The organism is Streptomyces sp. NPDC059002, from assembly GCF_042740435.1.
In the GTDB taxonomy this organism is placed as follows: Bacteria; Actinomycetota; Actinomycetes; order Streptomycetales; family Streptomycetaceae; genus Streptomyces.
This window is the reverse complement of the sequence record NZ_JBHYJI010000017.1, coordinates 59,598-78,670: the sequence shown is the minus strand read 5'-3', so window position 1 is coordinate 78,670 and position 19,073 is coordinate 59,598. Positions and strand designations below refer to the sequence as shown.

20 protein-coding genes are annotated in these 19,073 nt (G+C 71.9%); 13 read left to right on the top strand and 7 right to left on the bottom strand.

The window, feature by feature from the left end; all coding sequences use genetic code 11:
• Positions 1-153 precede the first annotated feature (153 nt).
• From ACFWZ2_RS17895 to serC, 7 genes are all read left to right on the top strand, one after another.
• Positions 154-1,686, top strand: coding sequence for a sensor histidine kinase (locus tag ACFWZ2_RS17895; protein WP_384546626.1), 1,533 nt, complete (start codon positions 154-156; stop codon positions 1,684-1,686).
• Positions 1,683-2,129, top strand: a complete 447-nt coding sequence (locus tag ACFWZ2_RS17890) for a roadblock/LC7 domain-containing protein (protein WP_384546624.1) — start codon at positions 1,683-1,685, stop codon at positions 2,127-2,129. Before ACFWZ2_RS17895 ends, ACFWZ2_RS17890 begins: the two co-directional genes overlap by 4 nt.
• Positions 2,126-2,482, top strand: coding sequence for a DUF742 domain-containing protein (locus ACFWZ2_RS17885; RefSeq protein WP_384546622.1), 357 nt, complete (start codon positions 2,126-2,128; stop codon positions 2,480-2,482). Before ACFWZ2_RS17890 ends, ACFWZ2_RS17885 begins: the two co-directional genes overlap by 4 nt.
• Positions 2,463-3,083: an ATP/GTP-binding protein gene (locus tag ACFWZ2_RS17880; protein ID WP_384546620.1), complete on the top strand. Its 621-nt coding sequence runs from the start codon at positions 2,463-2,465 to the stop codon at positions 3,081-3,083. The genes ACFWZ2_RS17885 and ACFWZ2_RS17880 overlap by 20 nt, the downstream gene beginning before the upstream one ends.
• Complete coding sequence (locus ACFWZ2_RS17875; RefSeq protein WP_384546618.1) at positions 3,080-4,318, top strand: cytochrome P450; 1,239 nt, start codon at positions 3,080-3,082, stop codon at positions 4,316-4,318. The genes ACFWZ2_RS17880 and ACFWZ2_RS17875 overlap by 4 nt, the downstream gene beginning before the upstream one ends.
• Positions 4,315-5,535, top strand: coding sequence for a cytochrome P450 (locus ACFWZ2_RS17870; RefSeq protein ID WP_384546616.1), 1,221 nt, complete (start codon positions 4,315-4,317; stop codon positions 5,533-5,535). Before ACFWZ2_RS17875 ends, ACFWZ2_RS17870 begins: the two co-directional genes overlap by 4 nt.
• 130 nt (positions 5,536-5,665) lie before the next feature.
• A complete protein-coding gene (gene serC, locus ACFWZ2_RS17865) occupies positions 5,666-6,784 on the top strand; it encodes a phosphoserine transaminase (RefSeq protein ID WP_384546614.1) in 1,119 nt (372 codons plus the stop codon).
• Positions 6,785-6,860: 76 nt separating this feature from the next.
• Here the strand turns inward: serC and ACFWZ2_RS17860 are convergent, their stop codons facing one another.
• Positions 6,861-7,691: an ABC transporter permease gene (locus ACFWZ2_RS17860; RefSeq protein WP_384546612.1), complete on the bottom strand. Its 831-nt coding sequence runs from the start codon at positions 7,689-7,691 to the stop codon at positions 6,861-6,863.
• Entirely contained in the window at positions 7,688-8,665 is a 978-nt protein-coding gene (locus ACFWZ2_RS17855) for an ATP-binding cassette domain-containing protein (protein ID WP_384546610.1), read from the bottom strand. The genes ACFWZ2_RS17860 and ACFWZ2_RS17855 overlap by 4 nt, the downstream gene beginning before the upstream one ends.
• Positions 8,666-8,840: 175 nt before the next feature.
• Between ACFWZ2_RS17855 and ACFWZ2_RS17850 the strand changes: the two genes are divergently transcribed.
• Positions 8,841-9,605, top strand: a complete 765-nt coding sequence (locus tag ACFWZ2_RS17850; RefSeq protein WP_384546607.1) for a TetR/AcrR family transcriptional regulator — start codon at positions 8,841-8,843, stop codon at positions 9,603-9,605.
• Positions 9,606-9,639: 34 nt separating this feature from the next.
• On the opposite strand, the gene ACFWZ2_RS17845 is transcribed toward ACFWZ2_RS17850, so the two are convergent.
• Positions 9,640-10,629 (bottom strand): WD40 repeat domain-containing protein, encoded by a 990-nt coding sequence (locus ACFWZ2_RS17845; protein ID WP_384546606.1) that lies wholly within the window; start codon positions 10,627-10,629, stop codon positions 9,640-9,642.
• Positions 10,630-10,714: 85 nt separating this feature from the next.
• Here ACFWZ2_RS17845 and ACFWZ2_RS17840 point away from each other — a divergent pair, with 85 nt between their 5' ends.
• Positions 10,715-11,440: a GDSL-type esterase/lipase family protein gene (locus ACFWZ2_RS17840; protein ID WP_384546604.1), complete on the top strand. Its 726-nt coding sequence runs from the start codon at positions 10,715-10,717 to the stop codon at positions 11,438-11,440.
• Here ACFWZ2_RS17840 and ACFWZ2_RS17835 read toward each other — a convergent pair.
• Positions 11,421-12,350 carry an MBL fold metallo-hydrolase gene (locus tag ACFWZ2_RS17835; RefSeq protein WP_384546763.1) on the bottom strand — a complete coding sequence of 310 codons (930 nt, stop codon included), beginning with the start codon at positions 12,348-12,350 and terminating at the stop codon, positions 11,421-11,423. The two genes, ACFWZ2_RS17840 and ACFWZ2_RS17835, sit on opposite strands and share 20 nt — an antisense overlap.
• 106 nt (positions 12,351-12,456) lie before the next feature.
• Between ACFWZ2_RS17835 and ACFWZ2_RS17830 the strand changes: the two genes are divergently transcribed.
• The 3 genes from ACFWZ2_RS17830 (at position 12,457) to ACFWZ2_RS17820 (ending at position 15,878) form a co-directional block, all read left to right on the top strand.
• Positions 12,457-13,419 (top strand): AraC family transcriptional regulator, encoded by a 963-nt coding sequence (locus tag ACFWZ2_RS17830; protein WP_384546602.1) that lies wholly within the window; start codon positions 12,457-12,459, stop codon positions 13,417-13,419.
• A gap of 120 nt (positions 13,420-13,539) precedes the next feature.
• Positions 13,540-14,802: a DUF418 domain-containing protein gene (locus ACFWZ2_RS17825; protein WP_384546600.1), complete on the top strand. Its 1,263-nt coding sequence runs from the start codon at positions 13,540-13,542 to the stop codon at positions 14,800-14,802.
• A gap of 83 nt (positions 14,803-14,885) precedes the next feature.
• Positions 14,886-15,878 (top strand): aldo/keto reductase, encoded by a 993-nt coding sequence (locus ACFWZ2_RS17820; RefSeq protein ID WP_384546598.1) that lies wholly within the window; start codon positions 14,886-14,888, stop codon positions 15,876-15,878.
• A gap of 169 nt (positions 15,879-16,047) precedes the next feature.
• On the opposite strand, the gene thpR is transcribed toward ACFWZ2_RS17820, so the two are convergent.
• A complete protein-coding gene (thpR, locus tag ACFWZ2_RS17815; protein WP_384546595.1) occupies positions 16,048-16,638 on the bottom strand; it encodes an RNA 2',3'-cyclic phosphodiesterase in 591 nt (196 codons plus the stop codon).
• Positions 16,639-16,656: 18 nt separating this feature from the next.
• Here thpR and ACFWZ2_RS17810 point away from each other — a divergent pair, with 18 nt between their 5' ends.
• Positions 16,657-17,178 (top strand): GNAT family N-acetyltransferase, encoded by a 522-nt coding sequence (locus ACFWZ2_RS17810; RefSeq protein WP_384546593.1) that lies wholly within the window; start codon positions 16,657-16,659, stop codon positions 17,176-17,178.
• A gap of 32 nt (positions 17,179-17,210) precedes the next feature.
• Here the strand turns inward: ACFWZ2_RS17810 and ACFWZ2_RS17805 are convergent, their stop codons facing one another.
• Both ACFWZ2_RS17805 and ACFWZ2_RS17800 read right to left on the bottom strand, forming a co-directional pair.
• On the bottom strand, positions 17,211-18,557 hold the full coding sequence (locus ACFWZ2_RS17805; RefSeq protein WP_384546591.1) for an MFS transporter: 1,347 nt from the start codon (positions 18,555-18,557) through the stop codon (positions 17,211-17,213).
• A gap of 55 nt (positions 18,558-18,612) precedes the next feature.
• A complete protein-coding gene (locus tag ACFWZ2_RS17800) occupies positions 18,613-19,050 on the bottom strand; it encodes a MarR family winged helix-turn-helix transcriptional regulator (protein WP_384546589.1) in 438 nt (145 codons plus the stop codon).
• Between the last annotated feature and the right edge of the window lie 23 nt (positions 19,051-19,073).

Here is a 19,073-nt window from a genome sequence, read left to right as displayed (position 1 = left end):
ACCCCGCCTCACCCGTTATGTCACGATCCGGAATGGAACATTCCCACTATGGTCATCAACTCTCCTATAGTGGCCGCGAACTTGAGCAGAGCTTGAGATACGACCGAGCACGTTCGAGCAGAGTGTGTCGCTTCCGATCGAGGAACCCGATTGATGACCGCGCCAACCCCCACAGCGCGCACCGGGACGGAGCAGGCTCCGCTGCGCCCTTCCGCGCTCGTCCTGCTGACCTGCGCCCTGGTCACCGCGGCGCTCACCGGGGCGTCCGTCGCCCTCGCGCCCTCCTCCGTACACGTCCCCCTCGCCTGGGGCGCCGGTGCCGCGTCCCTCGCGCTCACCGCCGCCGTGACCGTGGCCTTCCACGCGATACGCACCGCGGGCCTGCTGCGGCTCCGCCTCACCACCGCACGCCAGGACATCGCCCGCCTCCAGCAGGAACAGGCAAGGCGCGCCACCGAGTTCGGCCAGGAGCACGCCCGCCTCGGTGCCGAGCACGAGCGCGAGAAGGCCGTGCTCACCGAACGCACCCGCACCGCCGAGTCCGAGCGCGCCGCCGCCCTCGCCGCCTGCGCCAACGCGGCGGGCCGCATGCAGGCCCTCGCCACCGGCATGCTCGCCGACCTGCGCGAGATGGAGAGCAGGCACGCCGACGAGGACGTCCTCACCGACCTCCTCCACCTCGACCACAGGACCGCGCAGGCGGGCCGCATCGCCGACTCCGTGGCCGTCCTCACCGGTGCCCGCTCGGGCCGCCGCTGGGCCCGCCCCATCGTCATGGAGTCCATCCTGCGCGGCGCCATGGGCCGCATCGGCGGCTACCAGCGCGTGCGCGTCCACTCCGCCAGCGAGGTCGCCGTCGCGGGCCACGCCGCCGAAGGCGTCATGCACGCACTGGCCGAACTCCTCGACAACGCAGCCAACTTCTCGCCGCCCACCTCCGAAGTGCACGTCTACATCGAAGAGGTCGCGGCCGGCGTCATCGTCTCCGTCGAGGACAGCGGCCTGGTGATGGGCCCCGTGCAGCAGCGCCGCGCCGAGCGGGCCGTGTCCGGCACGACGACCGGCCTCGGCGGCCTGTCCGGCACCCGGCTCGGCCTGCCCGTCGTCGGCAGGCTGGCCCGCAAGCACGGCCTCACCGTGTCGTTCAGGCCCTCCGCGCGCGGCGGCACCGGCGTGCTCCTACTCATCCCGCAGGAACTGCTCTCCCGCCCCTCCGACATCGCCCCCGCCCCGGCCGAACTCCCCGCCGCGGCACCGGCCCCCGTCGCCACCTCGACCCCGACCTCCGCCACGGTCCCCGTGACCGTCCCGGAGACCTGGACCACCCGGGCGTACGAGACCGCCGAGACCACCGAGACCACCGACATCTCAGCCATCACCGACATCTCAGCCCTCACCGAAGCACCCGTCGACCGCGACCCCGTGCCCACCCACGAGTCCGCCGCCGACAAGGCGCCCGCCCCCGCGGGCGGGCTCCCCAAGCGCCCCCGCGGCCGGACCCTCGCCGCCGCCGAGAGCGCCCGCGCCCGGGCCGCCGAGGCCGCGCCCGCCACTCGTACCGCCGCCGACGCGCGCACCACCGCGGCCCGCTTCAGCAGCTTCCGCCAGGCCGTCCGCGCCACCCCCTCCGACGAGCCGGACGCCCCCGCAACTCCCCCGCACCCGGAAGGCGACACCCCCCGATGACGACCGGCCACACCGGCACCACCACGACCGACGCCAAGCTCACCTGGCTGCTCGAAGGGCTCCTGGAGCGCACCCCCGGCGCCCGGCACGCCCTCGTGCTGTCCCGGGACGGCCTGAAGCTGTGCCGCACCCCCGAGCTCTCCGTCGACCAGGCCGACCAGCTGGCCGCGATAGCCGCCGGCATCCAGTCCCTCTCGCACGGCGCGTCCGCCGAGTTCGGCGACGGCAGCGGCGGCGTCCGCTCGGCGATGGCCGAGTTCTACGGCGGCATCCTCTTCATCGTCGAGGCCGGCGAGGGCGCGCACCTCGCTGTGATCGCCGCCGAGGACGCCGACGCCGGGCTCGTCGGGCACACCATGAGCGAACTGGTCGAGCAGCTCGGCGAGCACCTGCGCGCCGCACCGCGCGCGACCGAAGACCCCCGCACCCTGCCCGCCTCATGAGCCGCCCCGGCCGGGACGACTCCCCCGACCGGCTGTACACCCTCACCGGGGGACGCAGCAGGTCGGCGCCCGACGCCCCCTTCGACCTGGTGACCCTCGTGGTCAGCGAGTGCGATCCGGTCCCCGGCATGCAGTCCGAGCACACCGCGATCCTGCGGATGTGCCGGCTGCCCACCGCCGTCGTCGAGATCGCCGCCGAGCTGGGCCTGCCGGTGAGCATCACCCGCATCCTGCTCTCCGACCTGCTCGACGCGGGCCGGATCAGCGCCCGCCATCCGCGCTCGGCCGCCCCCCACAGCGTTCCCGACCCCGACCTTCTGGAGCAGGTGCTCGTTGGACTCCGCAATCTCTGAACGCAGTGCTGCCCGAAGAGAGTTGACCGCGACCGCCGACAACGGTCTGAAGATCGTCGTCGTCGGCGGCTTCGGCGTCGGCAAAACGACCCTGGTCCGCTCGGTCAGCGAGATACGTCCCCTCAACACCGAGGAGACCATGACGCAGGCCGGGCAGGGCATCGACGACCTCGCCGACCTCGAAGGACTGCGCGCCAAGACGTCCACGACCGTCGCCTTCGACTTCGGCCGCATCACGCTCGACGAGCACAACGTCCTCTACCTCTTCGGCGCCCCGGGACAGGAACGCTTCTGGTTCCTGTGGGACCGCCTCTTCTCCGGCACGCTCGGCGCCGTCGTCCTCGTCGACACCCGGCGCCTCGCCGACTCCTGGTACGCGATCGACCGCCTGGAGCACCACGGCACGCCGTTCATCGTGGCCCGCAACGACTTCGGCGGCCCCGCACACACCGCCGACCAGCTGCGCGAGGCCCTCGACCTCGACCCCGGCGTCCCGCTGATCGACTGCGACGCACGCTCCCGCGAGTCCAGCAAGGACGTGCTGATCACGCTCGTGCAGCACCTCAAGTCCCTGTACGTCCCCCAGGAGACCGCCCCGTGACCTGCCCCGCAACCGGCGCCGCCGTCCCGCTGTCCGGACCCCGGTTCGCCACCGAACCCGCCGAGCTCTACCGGGAGATGCGCCGCGACCACGGCGCCGTCGCCCCCGTCCTGCTCGACGGCGACGTGCCCGCCTGGCTCGTCCTCGGCTACCGCGAACTGCACCAGGTCACCGGCGACCCGATGCTCTTCAGCCGCGACTCCGACCTGTGGAACCAGTGGCCGAACATCCCCGCCGACTGGCCGCTGCTCCCGATGATCGGCCACAAGCAGCCGTCGATCCTCTACACCGTCGGCGAACGGCACACCCAGCGCGCCGCGATGATCGCGCACGCCCTCGAAGCCGTCGACCCCTTCGAACTCAGGACGCACGCCGAGCAGTTCGCCGACGAACTGATCGACGCCTTCTGCGGCAAGGGCGCCACGGAGATCATCGCCGACTACGCGATGCTGCTCCCCGTCCGCGTCCTCGCCCGCATCTACGGCTTCCCCGACGAACAGGGCCCCGGCCTCGTCACCGCCATGAACGACATGATCGACGGCCGCGAACGGGCCCTCGCGGGACAGCAGCACCTCGCCTCGTCGATGGTCGCGCTGATCGCCGACAAGCACGCGGACCCCGGCCAGGACGTCGCCTCGTCCATGCTCGACGACACCTCGGGCTTCACCGACGAGGAGATCGCCCAGGACCTCATGGTCATGATGGCCGCGGGCCACCAGCCGACCGCCGACTGGATCGGCAACTCGCTGCGCCTGATGCTCACCGACGACCGCTTCGCCGCCTCCCTCTTCGGCGGCAGGCACAGCGTCGCCGAGGCCATGAACGAGGTCCTGTGGGAGGACACCCCCACCCAGAACGTCGCGGGCCGCTGGGCCTCGCGCGACACCCAGCTCGGCGGGCGCCGCATCAACTCCGGCGACCTGCTCCTGCTCGGCCTCGCCGCCGCCAACGCCGACCCGCAGGTCCGCACCGACGGCTCCGCGCTGACCGGCGGCAACAGCGCCCACTTCGCCTTCGGGCACGGCGAGCACCGCTGCCCCTTCCCGGCCCAGGAGGTCGCCGAGGTCATCGCGCGGACCGGCATCGAGGTGCTCCTCGACCGGCTGCCCGACCTCGACCTCGCGGTCCCCGCACAGGACCTCACCCGCCGCCCCTCCCCCTGGCTGCGCGGTCTCACCGATCTGCCGGTGCGCTTCACCCCGACCCCGACCTCAGCGTTTGGAGACTCCAGATGACGCGTATCGCCCTGGACCCGTTCGTCACCGACCTGGACGGCGAGAGCGCACGGCTGCGCGCGGCGGGACCGCTCGCCGAGGCGGAGCTGCCCGGCGGCGTACCGGTGTGGGCGGTCACGCACCACGCCGAGGCCCGCCAACTGCTCACCGACAAGCGCCTGGTGAAGGACATCGAGGTCTGGGGCGCCTGGCGGCGCGGCGAGATCCCCGCCGACTGGCCGCTGATCGGCCTCGCCAACCCCGGCCGTTCCATGCTGACGGTCGACGGCGAGGAACACCGCAGGATGCGCACCCTGGTCGCGCAGGCGCTCACGCCGCGCCGGGTGGAGCGGATGCGGGAGCGGATCGCGGAGCTGACGGACGGCCTCCTCGACAGGCTCCCCGCGGCGGGCTCCCAAGTGGTCGACCTCAAGGCCGAGTTCGCCTACCCCCTGCCCATGTACGTCATCAGCGACCTCATGGGCATCGACGAGGCCGACCACCCGCGCCTGAAGGTCCTCTTCGACAAGTTCTTCTCCACCCAGACGCCGCCCGACGAGGTCGTGGCCACCCTCGGCGAACTCGCCGAGATGATGGGCAAGGTCGTCGCCGCCCGCCGCGCGGAACCCGGCGACGACCTGACCAGCGCGCTGATCCAGGCCTCCGAGGACGGCGACCACCTCACCGACGCGGAGATCCTCTCCACCCTCCAGCTGATGGTCGCGGCGGGCCACGAGACGACGATCTCCCTCATCGTCAACGCCGTCGTCAACCTCTGCGCCCACCCCGAACAGCTCGCACTCGTCCGCTCCGGCCAGGTCGGCTGGGACGCGGTGGTCGAGGAGACCCTCCGCCACTCCACCCCCACCTCCCACGTCCTGATCCGCTTCGCCGCGCAGGACGTCCCCGTCGGCGACAAGGTGATCCCCCAGGGCGACGCACTGATCGTCTCGTACGCCGCGATAGGCCGCGACGAACAGGCGCACGGGCCCACGGCGGATTCCTTCGACATCACCCGCACGTCCCCCACCCGCCACATCTCCTTCGGCCACGGCCCCCACGTCTGCCCCGGCGCGGCCCTCTCCCGCCTGGAGGCGGGCGTGGCACTCCCGGCGCTGTACGCCCGCTTCCCGGACTTGACCTTGGCGGTCCCGCGCACAGAGCTCCGCAACAAGCCGGTGGTGACGCAGAACGACTTGTACGAGCTGCCAGTGATTCTGGGCAGCTCCGGCCGATGATTCTCAGCCCCTCCGGCGATTGAGGAGCGGGGTCCGGGGCAGAGCCCCGAGTCGTCCACCCCGTGAGGCACCAGATCTCACCCGCCGGACACCCAAAATCCCCCGCGCCCTGAGCCGCTAGGCTCACCCCGTGGCTGAGATCCAGATTCCCGCTGACATGAAGCCCGCCGACGGCCGTTTCGGCGCGGGCCCCTCCAAGGTGCGTACGGAGGCGCTGGACGCCCTGGCCGCCACCGGCACTTCCCTGCTCGGCACCTCCCACCGCCAGGCCCCGGTCAAGAACCTGGTCGGCCGGGTGCGTGAGGGTGTGCAGAACCTCTTCTCCCTCCCCGAGGGCTACGAGGTGATCCTCGGCAACGGCGGATCCACCGCGTTCTGGGACGTGGCGACGCACGGCCTGATCGAGAACAAGTCGCAGCACCTCAGCTTCGGCGAGTTCTCCTCCAAGTTCGCGAAGGCGGCCAAGCTCGCCCCGTGGCTGGCCGAGCCCACCGTGATCTCCTCCGACCCGGGCACGCACCCGGACCCGAAGGCGGAGGCGGGCGTCGACGTCTACGCCTTCACCCACAACGAGACCTCGACGGGTGTCGCAGCCCCGATCAAGCGCGTCGAGGGCGCGGACGCCGGGTCCCTCGTCCTGGTGGACGCCACGTCCGGCGCGGGCGGCCTGCCGGTCGACATCGCCGAGACGGACGTCTACTACTTCGCCCCGCAGAAGTCCTTCGCGTCCGACGGCGGCCTGTGGCTCGCCGCGTTCTCCCCCGCGGCGATCGAGCGCGCCGAGCGGATCCACGCCTCGGGCCGCCACGTGCCGGAGTTCTTCTCGCTCCCCACGGCGATCGACAACTCCCGCAAGAACCAGACGTACAACACCCCTGCGCTCGCCACGCTGTTCCTGCTCGCCGAGCAGCTGGACTGGATGAACGGCCAGGGCGGCCTGGAGTTCACGACCGGCCGCACCGCCGCGTCCTCGCAGGCGCTGTACGGCTGGGCCGACGAGTCCAAGTACGCGACGCCGTTCGTCACGGACCCGGCCAAGCGGTCGCAGGTCATCGGGACGATCGACTTCGCGGACGAGATCGACGCGGGCGCCGTGGCGAAGGCTCTGCGCTCGAACGGCATCGTGGACACCGAGCCGTACCGCAAGCTCGGGCGCAATCAGTTGCGGGTCGCGATGTTCCCGGCGATCGACCCCGCGGATGTCGAGGCGCTCACCAAGTGCATCGACTACGTCATCGAGCAGCTCTGACTGTCCTGTTCGCTGAGCGACCGGCCGCGGCTTTCGTCGTGGCCGGTCGCGCAGTTCCCCGCGCCCCTTACGGGGCTCAGCGGCTCAGCTGTTTGAACTTCCGCACCGCCAGCGGCAAGAAGAGCAGCGAGATCAGCAGCGGCCACACCACCGCCATCAGGACCGCGTTCTGCTCGACCCAACTGGCGCCGCCCGCGCCGGGGTTGCCGAAGAGTTCGCGGGTGGCCGTGCCCGTCGACGAGACGGGGTTCCACGCGGCGATCGGGGCCAGCCAGTCCGGCATCAGGGACGGCGCCACGAAGACGCTGGAGATCATCGTGAGCGGGAAGGCCACCGCGTAGAGTCCGCCGGCCGCCTCCGGGGTCGGTACGACGAGGCCGAGGAAGACGCCGACCCAGATCAGGCTGAACCGCAGGAACAGCAGCAGGCCGAAGGCCAGGACGGTGTCGAGGAATCCGGCGCTGGAGCGCCAGCCGATGGCCAGCGCGGTCAGCGCGAGGATGGTCAACTCCGCGCAGGCCACGATGAGATCGGCGAGACCGCGGCCCGACGCGACCGCCGAGGGGGCCATCGGCATCGAGCGGAAGCGGTCGATGACGCCCTTCGTCGAGTCGGTGACGACGCCCATCGCGGTGTTCATGAACCCGAAGGCCATGGTCATCACGAACATGCCGGGCATCAGGAACTGCTTGTAGTCGCCGTCCTCGCCGCCGCCCGGCACCTTCATCGCCTCGCCGAACACGAAGCCGTACAGCAGCACGCTGATGATGGGAAAGCCCAGCTGCCAGGCGATGTTGATCGGCTGGCGCCGGAAGTGGGTGAGATAGCGGCGGGTGACGTTCCAGCAGTCGGCGAGGGCCCAGAAGAGGCGCCCGTGCGAGGTGTCGGCGGTGAGGGCGACGCTCATGCCGCGGCCTCCTTCTTCTCGTCGCTCTCGGACATCTGACCGGTCAGGCGCAGGAACACGTCGTCCAGGCTGGGCCTGCGGAGCCCGATGTCCTCGACCGCTATGCCCTCGTCCCGCAGGGTCCGCGCCACCTCGGTGAGGGCGCCGACCCGGTCCGTCACGGGGGCCTGCACGCGGCGTTCCGCGTCGATGACCAGCGGTTCCCCTGCGCAGACGCGGGCGACGGCCTTGACCGCGGCGGGCAGGTCGGCGGCCTCGTCGACCACGACGTCGAGGTGGCTGCCGCCCACGGTGTTCTTCAGGCCGTCGGGGGTGTCGTCGGCGATGGCCCTGCCCCGGTCGATGACGGTGATGCGGGAGGCGAGCCGGTCGGTCTCGTCCAGGTACTGGGTGGTGAGCAGGACGGTCGTGCCGCCCGCGACCAAGTCCCGTACGGTGTCCCAGACTTCGAGGCGGCTGCGCGGGTCGAGGCCGGTGGTCGGCTCGTCCAGGAAGAGCACGGCGGGCGCGAGGATCATCGAGGCGGCGAGGTCGAGCCTGCGCCGCATGCCGCCGCTGTACTGCCCCGCGCCCTTCTCCGCCGCGTCCTCCAGGCGGAACTGCCCCAGGAGTTCCTGGGCGCGCAGGGCCGCGCGCCGGGCGCCGAGGTGGAAGAGGCGGCCGAACATCTCCAGGTTCTGCCGTCCGGTGAGGACCTCGTCGACCGCCGCGTACTGCCCGGTGAGGCCGATGCGGCCGCGGACGAGTCCGGGCTCGCGCACCACGTCGGCGCCGGCCACCTCGGCGCGGCCGCCGTCGAGCCGGACGAGGGTGGAGAGGATCCGTACGGCGGTGGTCTTGCCCGCGCCGTTGGGTCCGAGCAGGCCGTGCACCGTGCCCCGCTCGACGTGCAGGTCGAATCCGTCGAGGGCGCGCTTCTCCCCGTATCGCTTCTCGAGCCCTTCGGCCCGTACCGCGAAGCCGTTCCCGTTCATCGACTGCCTTTCTCCCGCGTCGTCCGATTGAGCCCGGTCGTCCGGTCGGGCCCGGCTGAGTACGCACATCTGGGTACGCACATCTGGGTACGGCGTACCCAGTAGCGAGTACAGCGTACCCAGTTTTTCGGGTACGGCGTACCCAATTTCTGAGCGGGCGATTAGGCTGAGCGGTATGACGAGCACGAACGGCGGCGCCGTCCAGCGCACCGGCAGCGACATCACCCGCAGCCTCGAACTGCTCTGGGGCGAGAGCGAGCGCCCGACGCGGGGACCCAAGCCGGCGCTCACCCTGGACCGGATCGTCACCGAGGCGGTGCGCCTCGCGGACGCCGAAGGGCTCGCCGCGGTCTCCATGCGCCGCCTCTCCACGGAGCTCGGCACCGGCACGATGTCGCTGTACCGCTACGTCCCCGGCAAGGCCGACCTGCTCGACCTGATGCTGGACCGCGTCTTCGCGCCCGCCGACGAGACGGAGCCCTGGACCGGCGGCTGGCGCGAGGCCGTCGAGGCGTACGCCCGCGACACCCTCGTCCTCTACCGCCGCCACCCCTGGCTGCTGCACGTCAACCAGGCCCGCCCGGTGCTCGGCCCCGGCACGGTCGGCGGCCTCGACAGGACCCTGTCCCGGATCAAGCCGATGGGCCTGACCGACCCCGAGCTGATCGGGGTGATCGTGATGACCGACGGATACGTCACCGGGGTCGCCCGCACCCAGGTGCACGAGGCGGAGGCGGCGAAGAAGACCGGCCTCTCCGACCGGGCGTTCTGGGAGGCGCAGGCCCCCGCCCTGGAACGGATCATGCGCAGCGGCCGCTACCCCTCACTCGCGAACCTCACCGAGGACGCCTTCGGCCCGGACTTCGACCACTTCGAGTTCGGCCTGCAGCGCCTGCTCGACGGCCTGGACGCGCTGGTCGCCCGGCGCGGCACGGCCTGACCCCCCGGCCGCCGCCCCGCTACTTGCCGCCCCCCTACTTGCCGCCGCGCCGCGAAAGCCGCTTCAGGCCGAACACGGCGAGCAGCACCGCACCGAGGACGATCGCCCCCGTCCTGAAGCCCCCGTCGACCCCGGATCCGCCCCCGCCGTCGTCCGAACCGCCGTCGCCCGACGGCGACTTGCCGCCCTCGCCGCCGCCCGGCGCCTCCACGGGCGTGACCGCGCTCTGCTCGCCCTCGGTGCCGTACATCAGCGTCGTGCCGTCCAGGGTGTACGTGACGGACTCGCCCTGCCGCTGCAACGGCACGCTCAGCCGCCCCTTGCGCTGCGGCTTCTTCCCCTCGCCCTGCCACGCGTACCAGATGCCCCCGAAGTAGCCGCGCAGGGCGAGCTGTTCGCCGTTCGGCGAGAAGGCGCCGTCGGTCACCCAGAGGTCGATGTCGGCGATGCGCCGGAAGACGTTCGTGCCCGACGCCGACATGCGCTCCGGGCTCTCGTAGAGTCCGCCGCCGTCCTCGTTCTTGCTGACGATGTAGAGGCGCCCGGTCTTCGGGTGCACCATCAGCGCCTCGGCGTCCCTGGCCCCGTCCGCGTACTTCACGACGTACTGCGTGGCGCGCACGGTCTGGTCGGTCAGCTTCTTCGGCTCGGGCAGCTTGTAGACCCAGACGTTGGACCAGGTGCCGTTGAGGTTGTCGCCGATGTCGCCGACGTAGATGTTCCCGTCGCTGCCGACCGAGATCGCCTCGACGTCGCGGGGCGCGCCGACCCCGGTCATGGTGATCGTGGCGACCGTCCTGCCCGTCCTGGAGTCGACGGCGTACAGGAAGGCGCCCTTGTCCTGGTCGTTGTGCGTCCAGTACACGCCGGGGTGGGCGCGGGACGCGGCGAGACCGCTGGACTCGACGATCCGCGGATCCTTGATGGTGAATCCGTCGTGGTCGTCGGCCGCCGCGGGTGCGGCGACGGCGAAGGCCAGTACGGCACCGGCGAGAACGGACGGAAGAGACCGAAGCGAACGCATGCGCCCAAGCGTGCCATCCGCGCGGCCGTGCGGCGTGCTCAGCCTCACATCGCAGGTGGCCCGCCTGATCGGCCATGATGAGCGGATGCTCAGGTTCATGTTCGTCGGCGACTCGATGACGATCGGAAGCGCCGGGGAACACACCTGGCGATACCGGATGTGGCAGCACCTCCGGGACACCCTCGGCGACGAGGGCTTCGCCGTGGTGGGCCCGCGCAGCGCCCTGTTCGACAAGACGGCGGGAGAACCCCTCTCCCACGACTACGCGGACGCGTCACCCGACTTCCCCCGCCACCACCTCGCGGGCTGGGGCGAGGGCTGGCTCCACATGGCCCCGCAGATCTCCGGCGCGCTCACCCGCGACCCGGCCGACGTGCTGCTCATCTCCCTCGGCCTGATCGACCTCGGCTTCTACACGAACGCCGAACAGACCGCGCGGAACGTCCGCTCCTTCGTCGCCGGGGCCCGCACCGCGAACCCGCGGATCCGGATGGTCCTGCTCCCCGTCATCCCCAACGTCCGCGCCGAGTCGGACGCGCCCTTCGCCGCCGAGGTCACCCGCTTCAACGAACTGCTCGCGAAGGCCGTCGCCGACCTCGACACCGGCGCCTCGCCACTGCTCCTCGCCTCGCGCCCGGCGTCGTACGACATCCACGCCGACACCTACGACGGCACGCACCCGAACGCGAGCGGCGAACACAAGCTGGCCGGGGCGTTCGCCACGGCGATGGCGCAGGCCTGGGGAATCGGCGGGCCCTGCGCGGCGGCGGACGCCCCACGCGCCGAGGCGCTCACGCTGCCCACCGGCTGATCTCGAACTTCCCGCCCGCACGCCGCACTTCGGCCGCGCCCGACCCGCCGAAGTGCGCGGGAACCACCAACTCCCGCTCGTCCGCGGCCCGTCCGAGCACCCGGATCCGGCTCTCGGCGGCCTGCCGCGGATCCTCGCAGAGGCAGCTGCTGCAGCCGGGTTCGAGGATCTGCACCGGCGTGTGCAGCAGATCCCCGACGAACACGGCCCGCTCGCCGCCGGAATCGAGCCGCAGCACGGACGATCCCGGCGTGTGCCCGGGCGCGGACTCCAGGACGAGGTTGCCGTCGATGCGGTGGGCGCCCTCCCAGAGCACGGCCTGCCCCGACCTGACGACGGGCGCGACACTGTCGGCGAAGATCATCCGGTGGTCCTCGCGCACGGCGTCCCCGCGGTCAGGCCCGAAGTACGCGTGGTCGGCGGCCGGGACGAGATAGCGGGCGTTGGGAAAGGTGGGCACCCAATCCCCGTCCACGTCACGGGTGTTCCAGCCGACGTGATCGCCGTGCAGATGCGTGTTGACGACGACGTCGACGTCCTCGGGACGCACGCCGACGGCGGCGAGCCGGTCGAGGAAGTCGGTGTCGAGGTGCTCGAAGTGAGGTGAGCCGGGCCGCTCCCTGCCGTTGCCGACCCCCGTGTCGACGAGGACGACCTTCCCCTCGCTCCTCAGCACCCAGGTCTGCACGGTGGCGACGACGCGGCCGCTGCCCGGATCCCAGAAGTCGGGTGCGAGCCAGTCCTCGTTGGCGTGCCACACGTCCTCGGGCGCACCGGGCACGAACGTACCGGCCGGCAGGAAGGGGCTCCGCAGCTCCACGACCCTGCTGACACCGACGTCGCCCAGCGCGAGAGGTCCCTCCGCGGTCCATCCCCCCACGGCCCGTCCCTCCACAGCCTGTTCCTCCATGACTCGTTCCTCCATGACCCGACCGTAGGACGACCGCCTGAGCGTCCCAATGCCCGCACGGCTCAAACAGATACGCATGCGTCTCACCCCCCACTAGGCTGTCGCCATGGACGTGGTGAGCGACGCGATAGCGGCCGCGCGGATCGGGCAGCCGGACTCCAACCGGGTCAGGGTGTCCGGCACGTGGTGCAGCCGCCTCCCCTCGTACGACGGGATGGGCTTCCGTGTGGTCCTCGAAGGCAGCTGCTGGCTGCTGCCCGACGACGGGAGCGCGCCCTTCACCCTCGCGGCGGGCGACGCGGTGCTGCTGCCGCGCGGCGCGGGCCATGTGCTCGCGGACTCCCCCGCCGACGACCGCACGGTCGCACGGGCGATCCCCTTCGAGCCGTGGCTGGCCGAGCACGGCCTGCCGATGACGCAGGACGCCGCCACAGGGCCTCCCGAACAGGGCGGTGCCGCAACGGAGTTGCTGTGCGGCAAATACCGTCTCGGCCGCGGCCACGCCCACCCGCTCCTCGCCGAGATCCCCGACATCGTGCACCTGCCGCGCCGCCCCGGCCACCACCCGGAACTCCGCGCGGCGATCGACCTGCTCCGCCGCGAGGCGGGCGCGGCACGCCCCGGCGCGGACGTGGTGCTCCCCGGCCTCCTCGACCTGCTCCTGGTCTACATGGTGCGGGCCTGGATGACGGACAGCGCGTCCGACTCCCGTACGCCGGGCCCGCGTTGGACCGCGGCGCTCTCCGACCCGGTGGTCGCCGAGGCCCTCCGCCTCCTCCACGCGTCGCCCGAATCCCCTTGGACCAACAACACGTTGGCCGCCCGCACGGGCGTCTCCCGCGCCACCCTCGCCCGCCGCTTCACCCCCCTCGTGGGCCGCGCCCCCATGGCGTACCTCACCTGGTGGCGCATGTCCCGCGCGGCCGCACTCCTGCGCGACACGACGGCCTCCCTGGACACGGTGGCCCGCCAGGTCGGCTACAGCTCCCCCTACGCCCTCTCCCACGCCTTCACCCGCACCTTCGGCACCACACCCGGCCGCTACCGCGCCCCCACCGGCCCGGCGTGAGACGGCAGAATCGCCCCGTGCACTCGGGGACACCGGAGGCCCCGCGAACGCCACTTTGGTCTGCGCCCCCTAGCCCTTGGACGGACGCGGGCGCCCCGCCCCGCTTCCTACCGTCCAGGCATGACCACCGAGACGACAACGCAACAGGCGGCGGCCGCCCGGCCCGCGGGCATGGCCGCCAAGGAACGCGCCCTCGCCCCCGACCTGGCCCGCGGCGCCATGCTGTTGCTCATCGTGCTGTCCAACACCGCCTTCCACCTGTGGAAGGCCGAGCACGGGCCCTCGGGGTGGCAGCCCGTGGACGGCGGGGTGGCCGATCGTGTCGTCCAGTTCGCGATGATCACCGGGCTCGATCTCCGGGTGTACCCGCTGTTCGCCTTCCTCTTCGGCTACGGCATGACGCAGCTCTACCTGCGCCAGACCGCCGCGGGGACCTCCCCGCGCGGCGCCGCGCGGATCCTCCGCAGGCGGAGCCTGCTGCTGATCGTCATCGGGATCGCGCACGCCACACTCCTCATGGCGGGCGACATCGTCGGCTACTACGGACTGCTGAGCCTCGGCCTCGGCCTGCTCTTCCTGCGCCGCGGCGACCGCGCGCTGAAGTGGTGGATCGGGATCGGCGCCGTACTGCTGCTGTGGGGCGCGGCGGAGCCGGTCGTATCGGCCGCGCTCCGGGGCGAGTTGGGGTCCTTGGGGGACGCCGGTGCCGAGCCCGGCGCGACCGGGTACGCGGCGGGCGACCCGAGTTGGCTCGACGCGGCGGGCACCCGTCTGGAGAGCGGCTTCTTCGTCACCTTCGTGGCCGCCCCGCTCTCCCTCGTCGGCGGCGGCTTCACCGTCTTCCTGCTCGGCTTCTGGGCCGCGCGCCGCCGGATCCTGGAGGAGCCGGGGCGGCACCTGCCGCTGCTGCGCCGCACCGCCGTCATCGGCATCGCGATCGGCTGGCTCGGCGCGCTGCCCGCCGCGCTCGCGCACATCGGCGCGCTCGCCGTACCGGACGACGCACAGAGCGAATCGGGGGCGCTGACCATCCTGCGCGAGACCACCGGGAACGCCGCAGGGATCGGTTACGTCGCCGCCGTCACCCTCTTCGCCCACTGGTGGACGCGGCGCCCGGCGAGGCGCGGCGCGCGGGCCGTCGTCGCGGTCTCCGCCGTCGGCAAACGCTCCCTCTCCTGCTACCTCACGCACTCGCTCCTCTTCGCTCCCCTCCTCGCCGCCTGGGGCCTCGGCCTCGGCGCGCATCTGACCAGCGCGACGATGGCCCTGTTCGCGGTCGGGGTGTGGCTGGTGACGGTGGTCGGCGCCTACGCCCTGGAGCGGGCCGGACGACGCGGGCCGGTCGAGGCGGGGCTGCGGCGCGTGATGTACCACCGCCGGTGACCCGGCCCGCAGCCGCGCCCGAGTCCGCGCGTCGCGCCGATTCCCTTGCCTGGAGCCCACTCCAGGACGTTGGCTGGGCGCCCATGAAGTACACACAGCTGGGACGCACAGGGCTCAGGGTCAGCCGGCTCACGCTCGGCACCATGAACTTCGGGCCGCTCACCGACGAACGGGACAGCCACACGCTCATGGACGCCGCGCTCGGCGCGGGCGTCAACTACTTCGACACCGCCAACGTCTACGGACAGAGCGCGGGCAAGGGCCGCACCGAGGAGATCATCGGGACGTGGTTCGCGCAGGGCGGCGAGCGGCGCGACAAGGTCGTGCTCGCCACCAAGGTGTACGGGAACATGACCCGGGACGGGGAAACCACCTGGCCCAACCACGACCGGCTCTCCGCGCTCAGCATCCGCCGGGCCGTGGAGGCGTCGCTGAAGCGGCTGCGGACCGACCACATCGACATCTACCAGTTCCACCACATCGACCGGAACACCCCGTTCGACGAGATCTGGCAGGCCATCGACGTCCTCATGCAGCAGGGGAAGATCCTGTACGCCGGGTCGTCCAACTTCCCCGGCTACAAGATCGCGCAGGCCAATGAGCGGGCACGGCAGCGCGGCAGCTACGGCCTGGTCAGCGAGCAGTGCCTGTACAACCTCGCCGTGCGCGACGCCGAGATGGAGGTCATCCCGGCCGCACAGGACTACGGCGTCGGGATCATCCCGTGGTCCCCGCTGCACGGCGGCCTGCTCGGCGGTGTCCTGAAGAAGGCGGGCGGGGGCGCCCGCCGCACCGGCGGACGGGCCGCCGCGGAACTCGCGAAGCCGGAGGTCCGCGCGCAGGTCGGGGCGTACGAGGAGCTGCTCGACAAGCACGGGCTCGAACCCGGCGAGGTCGCCCTGGCCTGGCTGCTCACCCGGCCCGGCGTCACCGCGCCGATCGTCGGCCCCCGCACCGCGGACCAGCTGGACTCCGCGCTGCGCGCCGTCGACCTGGAGCTCTCGCCGGAACTCCTCGGCTCACTGGACGAGATCTTCCCCGGCCCCGGCCCCTCGCCGGAGTCGTTCGCCTGGTAGCGGACGGCGGCGGCTCAGGGGTCTGTCCGGCGAACCGGACAGACCCCTGACCGCTCCGTCAGCGCAGCGCTCAGCCGCCGAACGCGGCCGCCACCGCCACCACGACGAACATCAGCACAAGCACACCGGCCATGATCCGGTTCCTGGTTTTCGGGTCCACACATCGAGGTTAACCGGCCCCGCCGGACACCTCCGCGCCGCCTCCCAGCACCCACCGCCCGACCGCCTCGTAGCGCGGCCGCAGGCCCGGCACCCCGCTCACGGGCAGATTGCTGCGTACGAGAGTCAGCTCGGCCACCGTCCAGGCCGTGCCGTCGAAGGGGCGGAGCGCGTCGACGTACGGGCCGAGACCTGGATCCCCCTTGCCGCGCGCCAGCGTCAGGTGCGGGCGGTAGTGCCGGTGCTCCTCCATGGTGACGCCCGCCTTGCGGGCCGCCGCGTCCGCCCGCTGCGCGAGGAGGCGCAGCGCAGCCACGTCACCCGTGGCGCCCGCCCACAGCGCCCGGCCGCCGAAGTGCCCGCCGCCGTGCAGGGCGAGCGAGAACGGCGCCGTACGGTGCGCGGCCCGCTCCAGACGGGCACAGAGGTCCGGAACGGTCTCCTCCGGCACCTCCGCCATGAACGCGAGCGTGAAGTGCCAGCTGTCACGGGCCGTCCAGCGCAGCGCGTCGGCGCCGGGCAGCCGCCGCAACGCGGCCGTGGCGGCGGAAAGTTCCGAGGTCGCGGCCTTCGGCGGGAGCACCGCTGCGAAGAGTCTCATGGGGTTAGCCTGCCGCTCATGGATCACAGGGGAAAGATCAGCATCCGCCCGGGCGACGCCGCCGACCTGCCCGCCGTGCTCGCCCTCTTCGACGGCGCCGTCGAGTGGCTCGTCACGCAGGGCCGCACCGGACAGTGGGGCGACAAGCCCTGGTCGGCCAATCCGAAGGCGGTCGCCCTGGTGGAGAAGTACCTGACCACGGGCTACCCGTGGGTCGCCGAGGTCGACGGGACGACGGCGGGCACGGTCACTCTCACCGAAGGACCCGGGGAGTTCATCCCGGCCGTGGCCGAACCCGAGCGGTACGTCCACCTGCTCGTCGCCGACCGCCGGTTCGCGGGCCTCGGGGTGGGCGCCGCGCTCCTCGCGCACGCGGCGGAGGAGACCCGGAGGCAGGGCGTCTCCCTGCTCCGGGTCGACTGCTACGCGGGCGACGACGGCAAGCTCGTCGCGTACTACGAGGGCAACGGCTTCACCCGGGCCGAGGCGTTCACCGGCACGAACGGCTGGCCGGGCCAGGTGCTCGCGCGGCGGGTCTGACCCGGCCCCGCACACCTGACCCCCGCGCGGCGTCACGCCGCGGTCGCCAGCTCCCGCTCCCTCGGCACGAACTGCAGGTGCTGCCGGCCGCGGCGCAGGTCCACCTTGAGCCGCAGGTTCGCGGCGCGGGCCAGCATCAGGCCGACACCGGCCGCGGCGAGCGCGCAGACGAGGCCGCCGACGGCCATGCTGACCCGGACCCCGTAGGCGTCGGCGAGCCAGCCGAAGAGCGGTCCGCCAAGGGGCGTGCCGCCGGTGAAGACCATCATGAACAGCGACATGACACGGCCCCGCATCTCCGGGTCGGTCGCCATCTGGACCGAGGAGTTGGCGGTGACGTTCACCGTCAGGCCGAGGATGCCGATCGGCACGATCAGCGCGACGAACATCCACAGTTCGGGCGCGAAAGCGGCCACGATCTGCAGCGCGCCGAAGGCGATCGCGGCCCCGGCGAGCAGCCGCAGGCGCGAGGTGCCGCGGCGGGCCGCGAGCAGCGCACCGGCCAGCGAGCCGACCGCCATCAGCGTGTTGAAGAGCCCGTACATCCCCACGCCGCCGTGGAAGACGTCGTCCGCGAAGGCGCTCATCCAGATCGGGAAGTTGAACCCGAAGGTGCCGATGAAGCCGACGAGGACGATCGGCCAGATCAGCTCGGGGTGCTTGGAGACATAGGTGAGGCCCTCCCTCAACTGCCCCTTGCCGCGCGGCTTGCGCGGGGTGTGGTGCAGTTCGGAGGTGCGCATCAGCATGAGTCCGGTCAGCGGCGCGAGGAACGAGAGGCCGTTGGCGAGGAACGCCCAGCCGGGTCCGACGGCCGCGGTGAGACCACTGGCCACGGCGGGGCCGATGAGGCGCGCGGACTGGAAGTTGGCGGAGTTCAGCGAGACGGCGTTGCGGACCTGGTCGGGTCCCACCATCTCGGACACGAAGGACTGCCGGGTCGGGTTGTCGACGACGGTGACGAGGCCGGTGAAGAAGGCCGCGGCGTAGACGTGCCAGACCTGGACGTGGCCGCTGAGCGTGAGCGCGGCGAGGAAGAGCCCGCTGATGCTCATCGCGCCCTGGGTGCAGAAGAGCAGCTTCCGCTTGGCGAACCGGTCGGCGATCACGCCGCCGTACAGGCCGAAGAGCAGCATCGGCAGGAACTGCATGGCCGTGGTGATGCCGACGGCCGCGGAGGAACCGGTGAGGCTGAGCACCAGCCAGTCCTGGGTGATGCGGGCCATCCAGGTACCGGTGTTGGAGACGACGGCCCCGGTCGCGAAGAGCCGGTAGTTGCGGATCTTCAGCGAGCTGAACATCGAGGACTTACGGGGGCGGACGGCTGAGTCGAGGGCGGTTGGTGCGGGGGCGGAGTCTGCTCCGGATCCCGTACTCAAAGTGGGTTCGCCTCCTTTGGCGTACGTGGCAGTGGGCACTGCCCTGCTGGGTCGCTTACAAGTGCGCGAGCTTCTCCAGTACGGGAGCCGCCGCGCGCAGCCGCTCCCACTCGTCCTCGTCGAGGTGGTCGGCGAGACCGGCCAGCCAGGCGTTCCGCTTGCGGCGGCTCTCCTCGAGCATGGCCTCGGCGGTCTCCGTCTGGGTCACCACCTTCTGGCGGCGGTCCTCGGGGTGCGGCTCGAGCCGGACCAACCCCTTGGCCTCGAGCAGGGCGACGATGCGGGTCATCGACGGCGGCTGCACATGCTCCTTGCGGGCGAGTTCGCCCGGAGTGGCGCTGCCGCAGCGGGCAAGGGTGCCGAGCACCGACATTTCGGTGGGGCTCAGCGACTCGTCGACGCGCTGGTGCTTGAGTCGACGGGACAGGCGCATCACGGCGGAGCGCAGGGCGTTCACGGCGACGGCGTCGTCACCATGGGAGAGGTCCGGCATGTTTGTTAGCGTAACTCATTACC

Bases quoted from the DNA above. Each gene is read 5' to 3' on its own strand.
- ACFWZ2_RS17895 (WP_384546626.1), top strand. From the start codon at position 154: ATGACCGCGCCAACCCCCACAGCGCGCACCGGGACGGAGCAGGCTCCG.
- ACFWZ2_RS17890 (WP_384546624.1), top strand. From the start codon at position 1,683: ATGACGACCGGCCACACCGGCACCACCACGACCGACGCCAAGCTCACC.
- ACFWZ2_RS17885 (WP_384546622.1), top strand. From the start codon at position 2,126: ATGAGCCGCCCCGGCCGGGACGACTCCCCCGACCGGCTGTACACCCTC.
- ACFWZ2_RS17870 (WP_384546616.1), top strand. From the start codon at position 4,315: ATGACGCGTATCGCCCTGGACCCGTTCGTCACCGACCTGGACGGCGAG.
- ACFWZ2_RS17860 (WP_384546612.1), bottom strand. From the start codon at position 7,691: ATGAGCGTCGCCCTCACCGCCGACACCTCGCACGGGCGCCTCTTCTGG.
- ACFWZ2_RS17855 (WP_384546610.1), bottom strand. From the start codon at position 8,665: ATGAACGGGAACGGCTTCGCGGTACGGGCCGAAGGGCTCGAGAAGCGA.
- ACFWZ2_RS17850 (WP_384546607.1), top strand. From the start codon at position 8,841: ATGACGAGCACGAACGGCGGCGCCGTCCAGCGCACCGGCAGCGACATC.
- ACFWZ2_RS17845 (WP_384546606.1), bottom strand. From the start codon at position 10,629: ATGCGTTCGCTTCGGTCTCTTCCGTCCGTTCTCGCCGGTGCCGTACTG.
- ACFWZ2_RS17840 (WP_384546604.1), top strand. From the start codon at position 10,715: ATGCTCAGGTTCATGTTCGTCGGCGACTCGATGACGATCGGAAGCGCC.
- ACFWZ2_RS17835 (WP_384546763.1), bottom strand. From the start codon at position 12,350: ATGGAGGAACAGGCTGTGGAGGGACGGGCCGTGGGGGGATGGACCGCG.
- ACFWZ2_RS17830 (WP_384546602.1), top strand. From the start codon at position 12,457: ATGGACGTGGTGAGCGACGCGATAGCGGCCGCGCGGATCGGGCAGCCG.
- ACFWZ2_RS17825 (WP_384546600.1), top strand. From the start codon at position 13,540: ATGACCACCGAGACGACAACGCAACAGGCGGCGGCCGCCCGGCCCGCG.
- ACFWZ2_RS17820 (WP_384546598.1), top strand. From the start codon at position 14,886: ATGAAGTACACACAGCTGGGACGCACAGGGCTCAGGGTCAGCCGGCTC.
- thpR (WP_384546595.1), bottom strand. From the start codon at position 16,638: ATGAGACTCTTCGCAGCGGTGCTCCCGCCGAAGGCCGCGACCTCGGAA.
- ACFWZ2_RS17810 (WP_384546593.1), top strand. From the start codon at position 16,657: ATGGATCACAGGGGAAAGATCAGCATCCGCCCGGGCGACGCCGCCGAC.
- ACFWZ2_RS17800 (WP_384546589.1), bottom strand. From the start codon at position 19,050: ATGCCGGACCTCTCCCATGGTGACGACGCCGTCGCCGTGAACGCCCTG.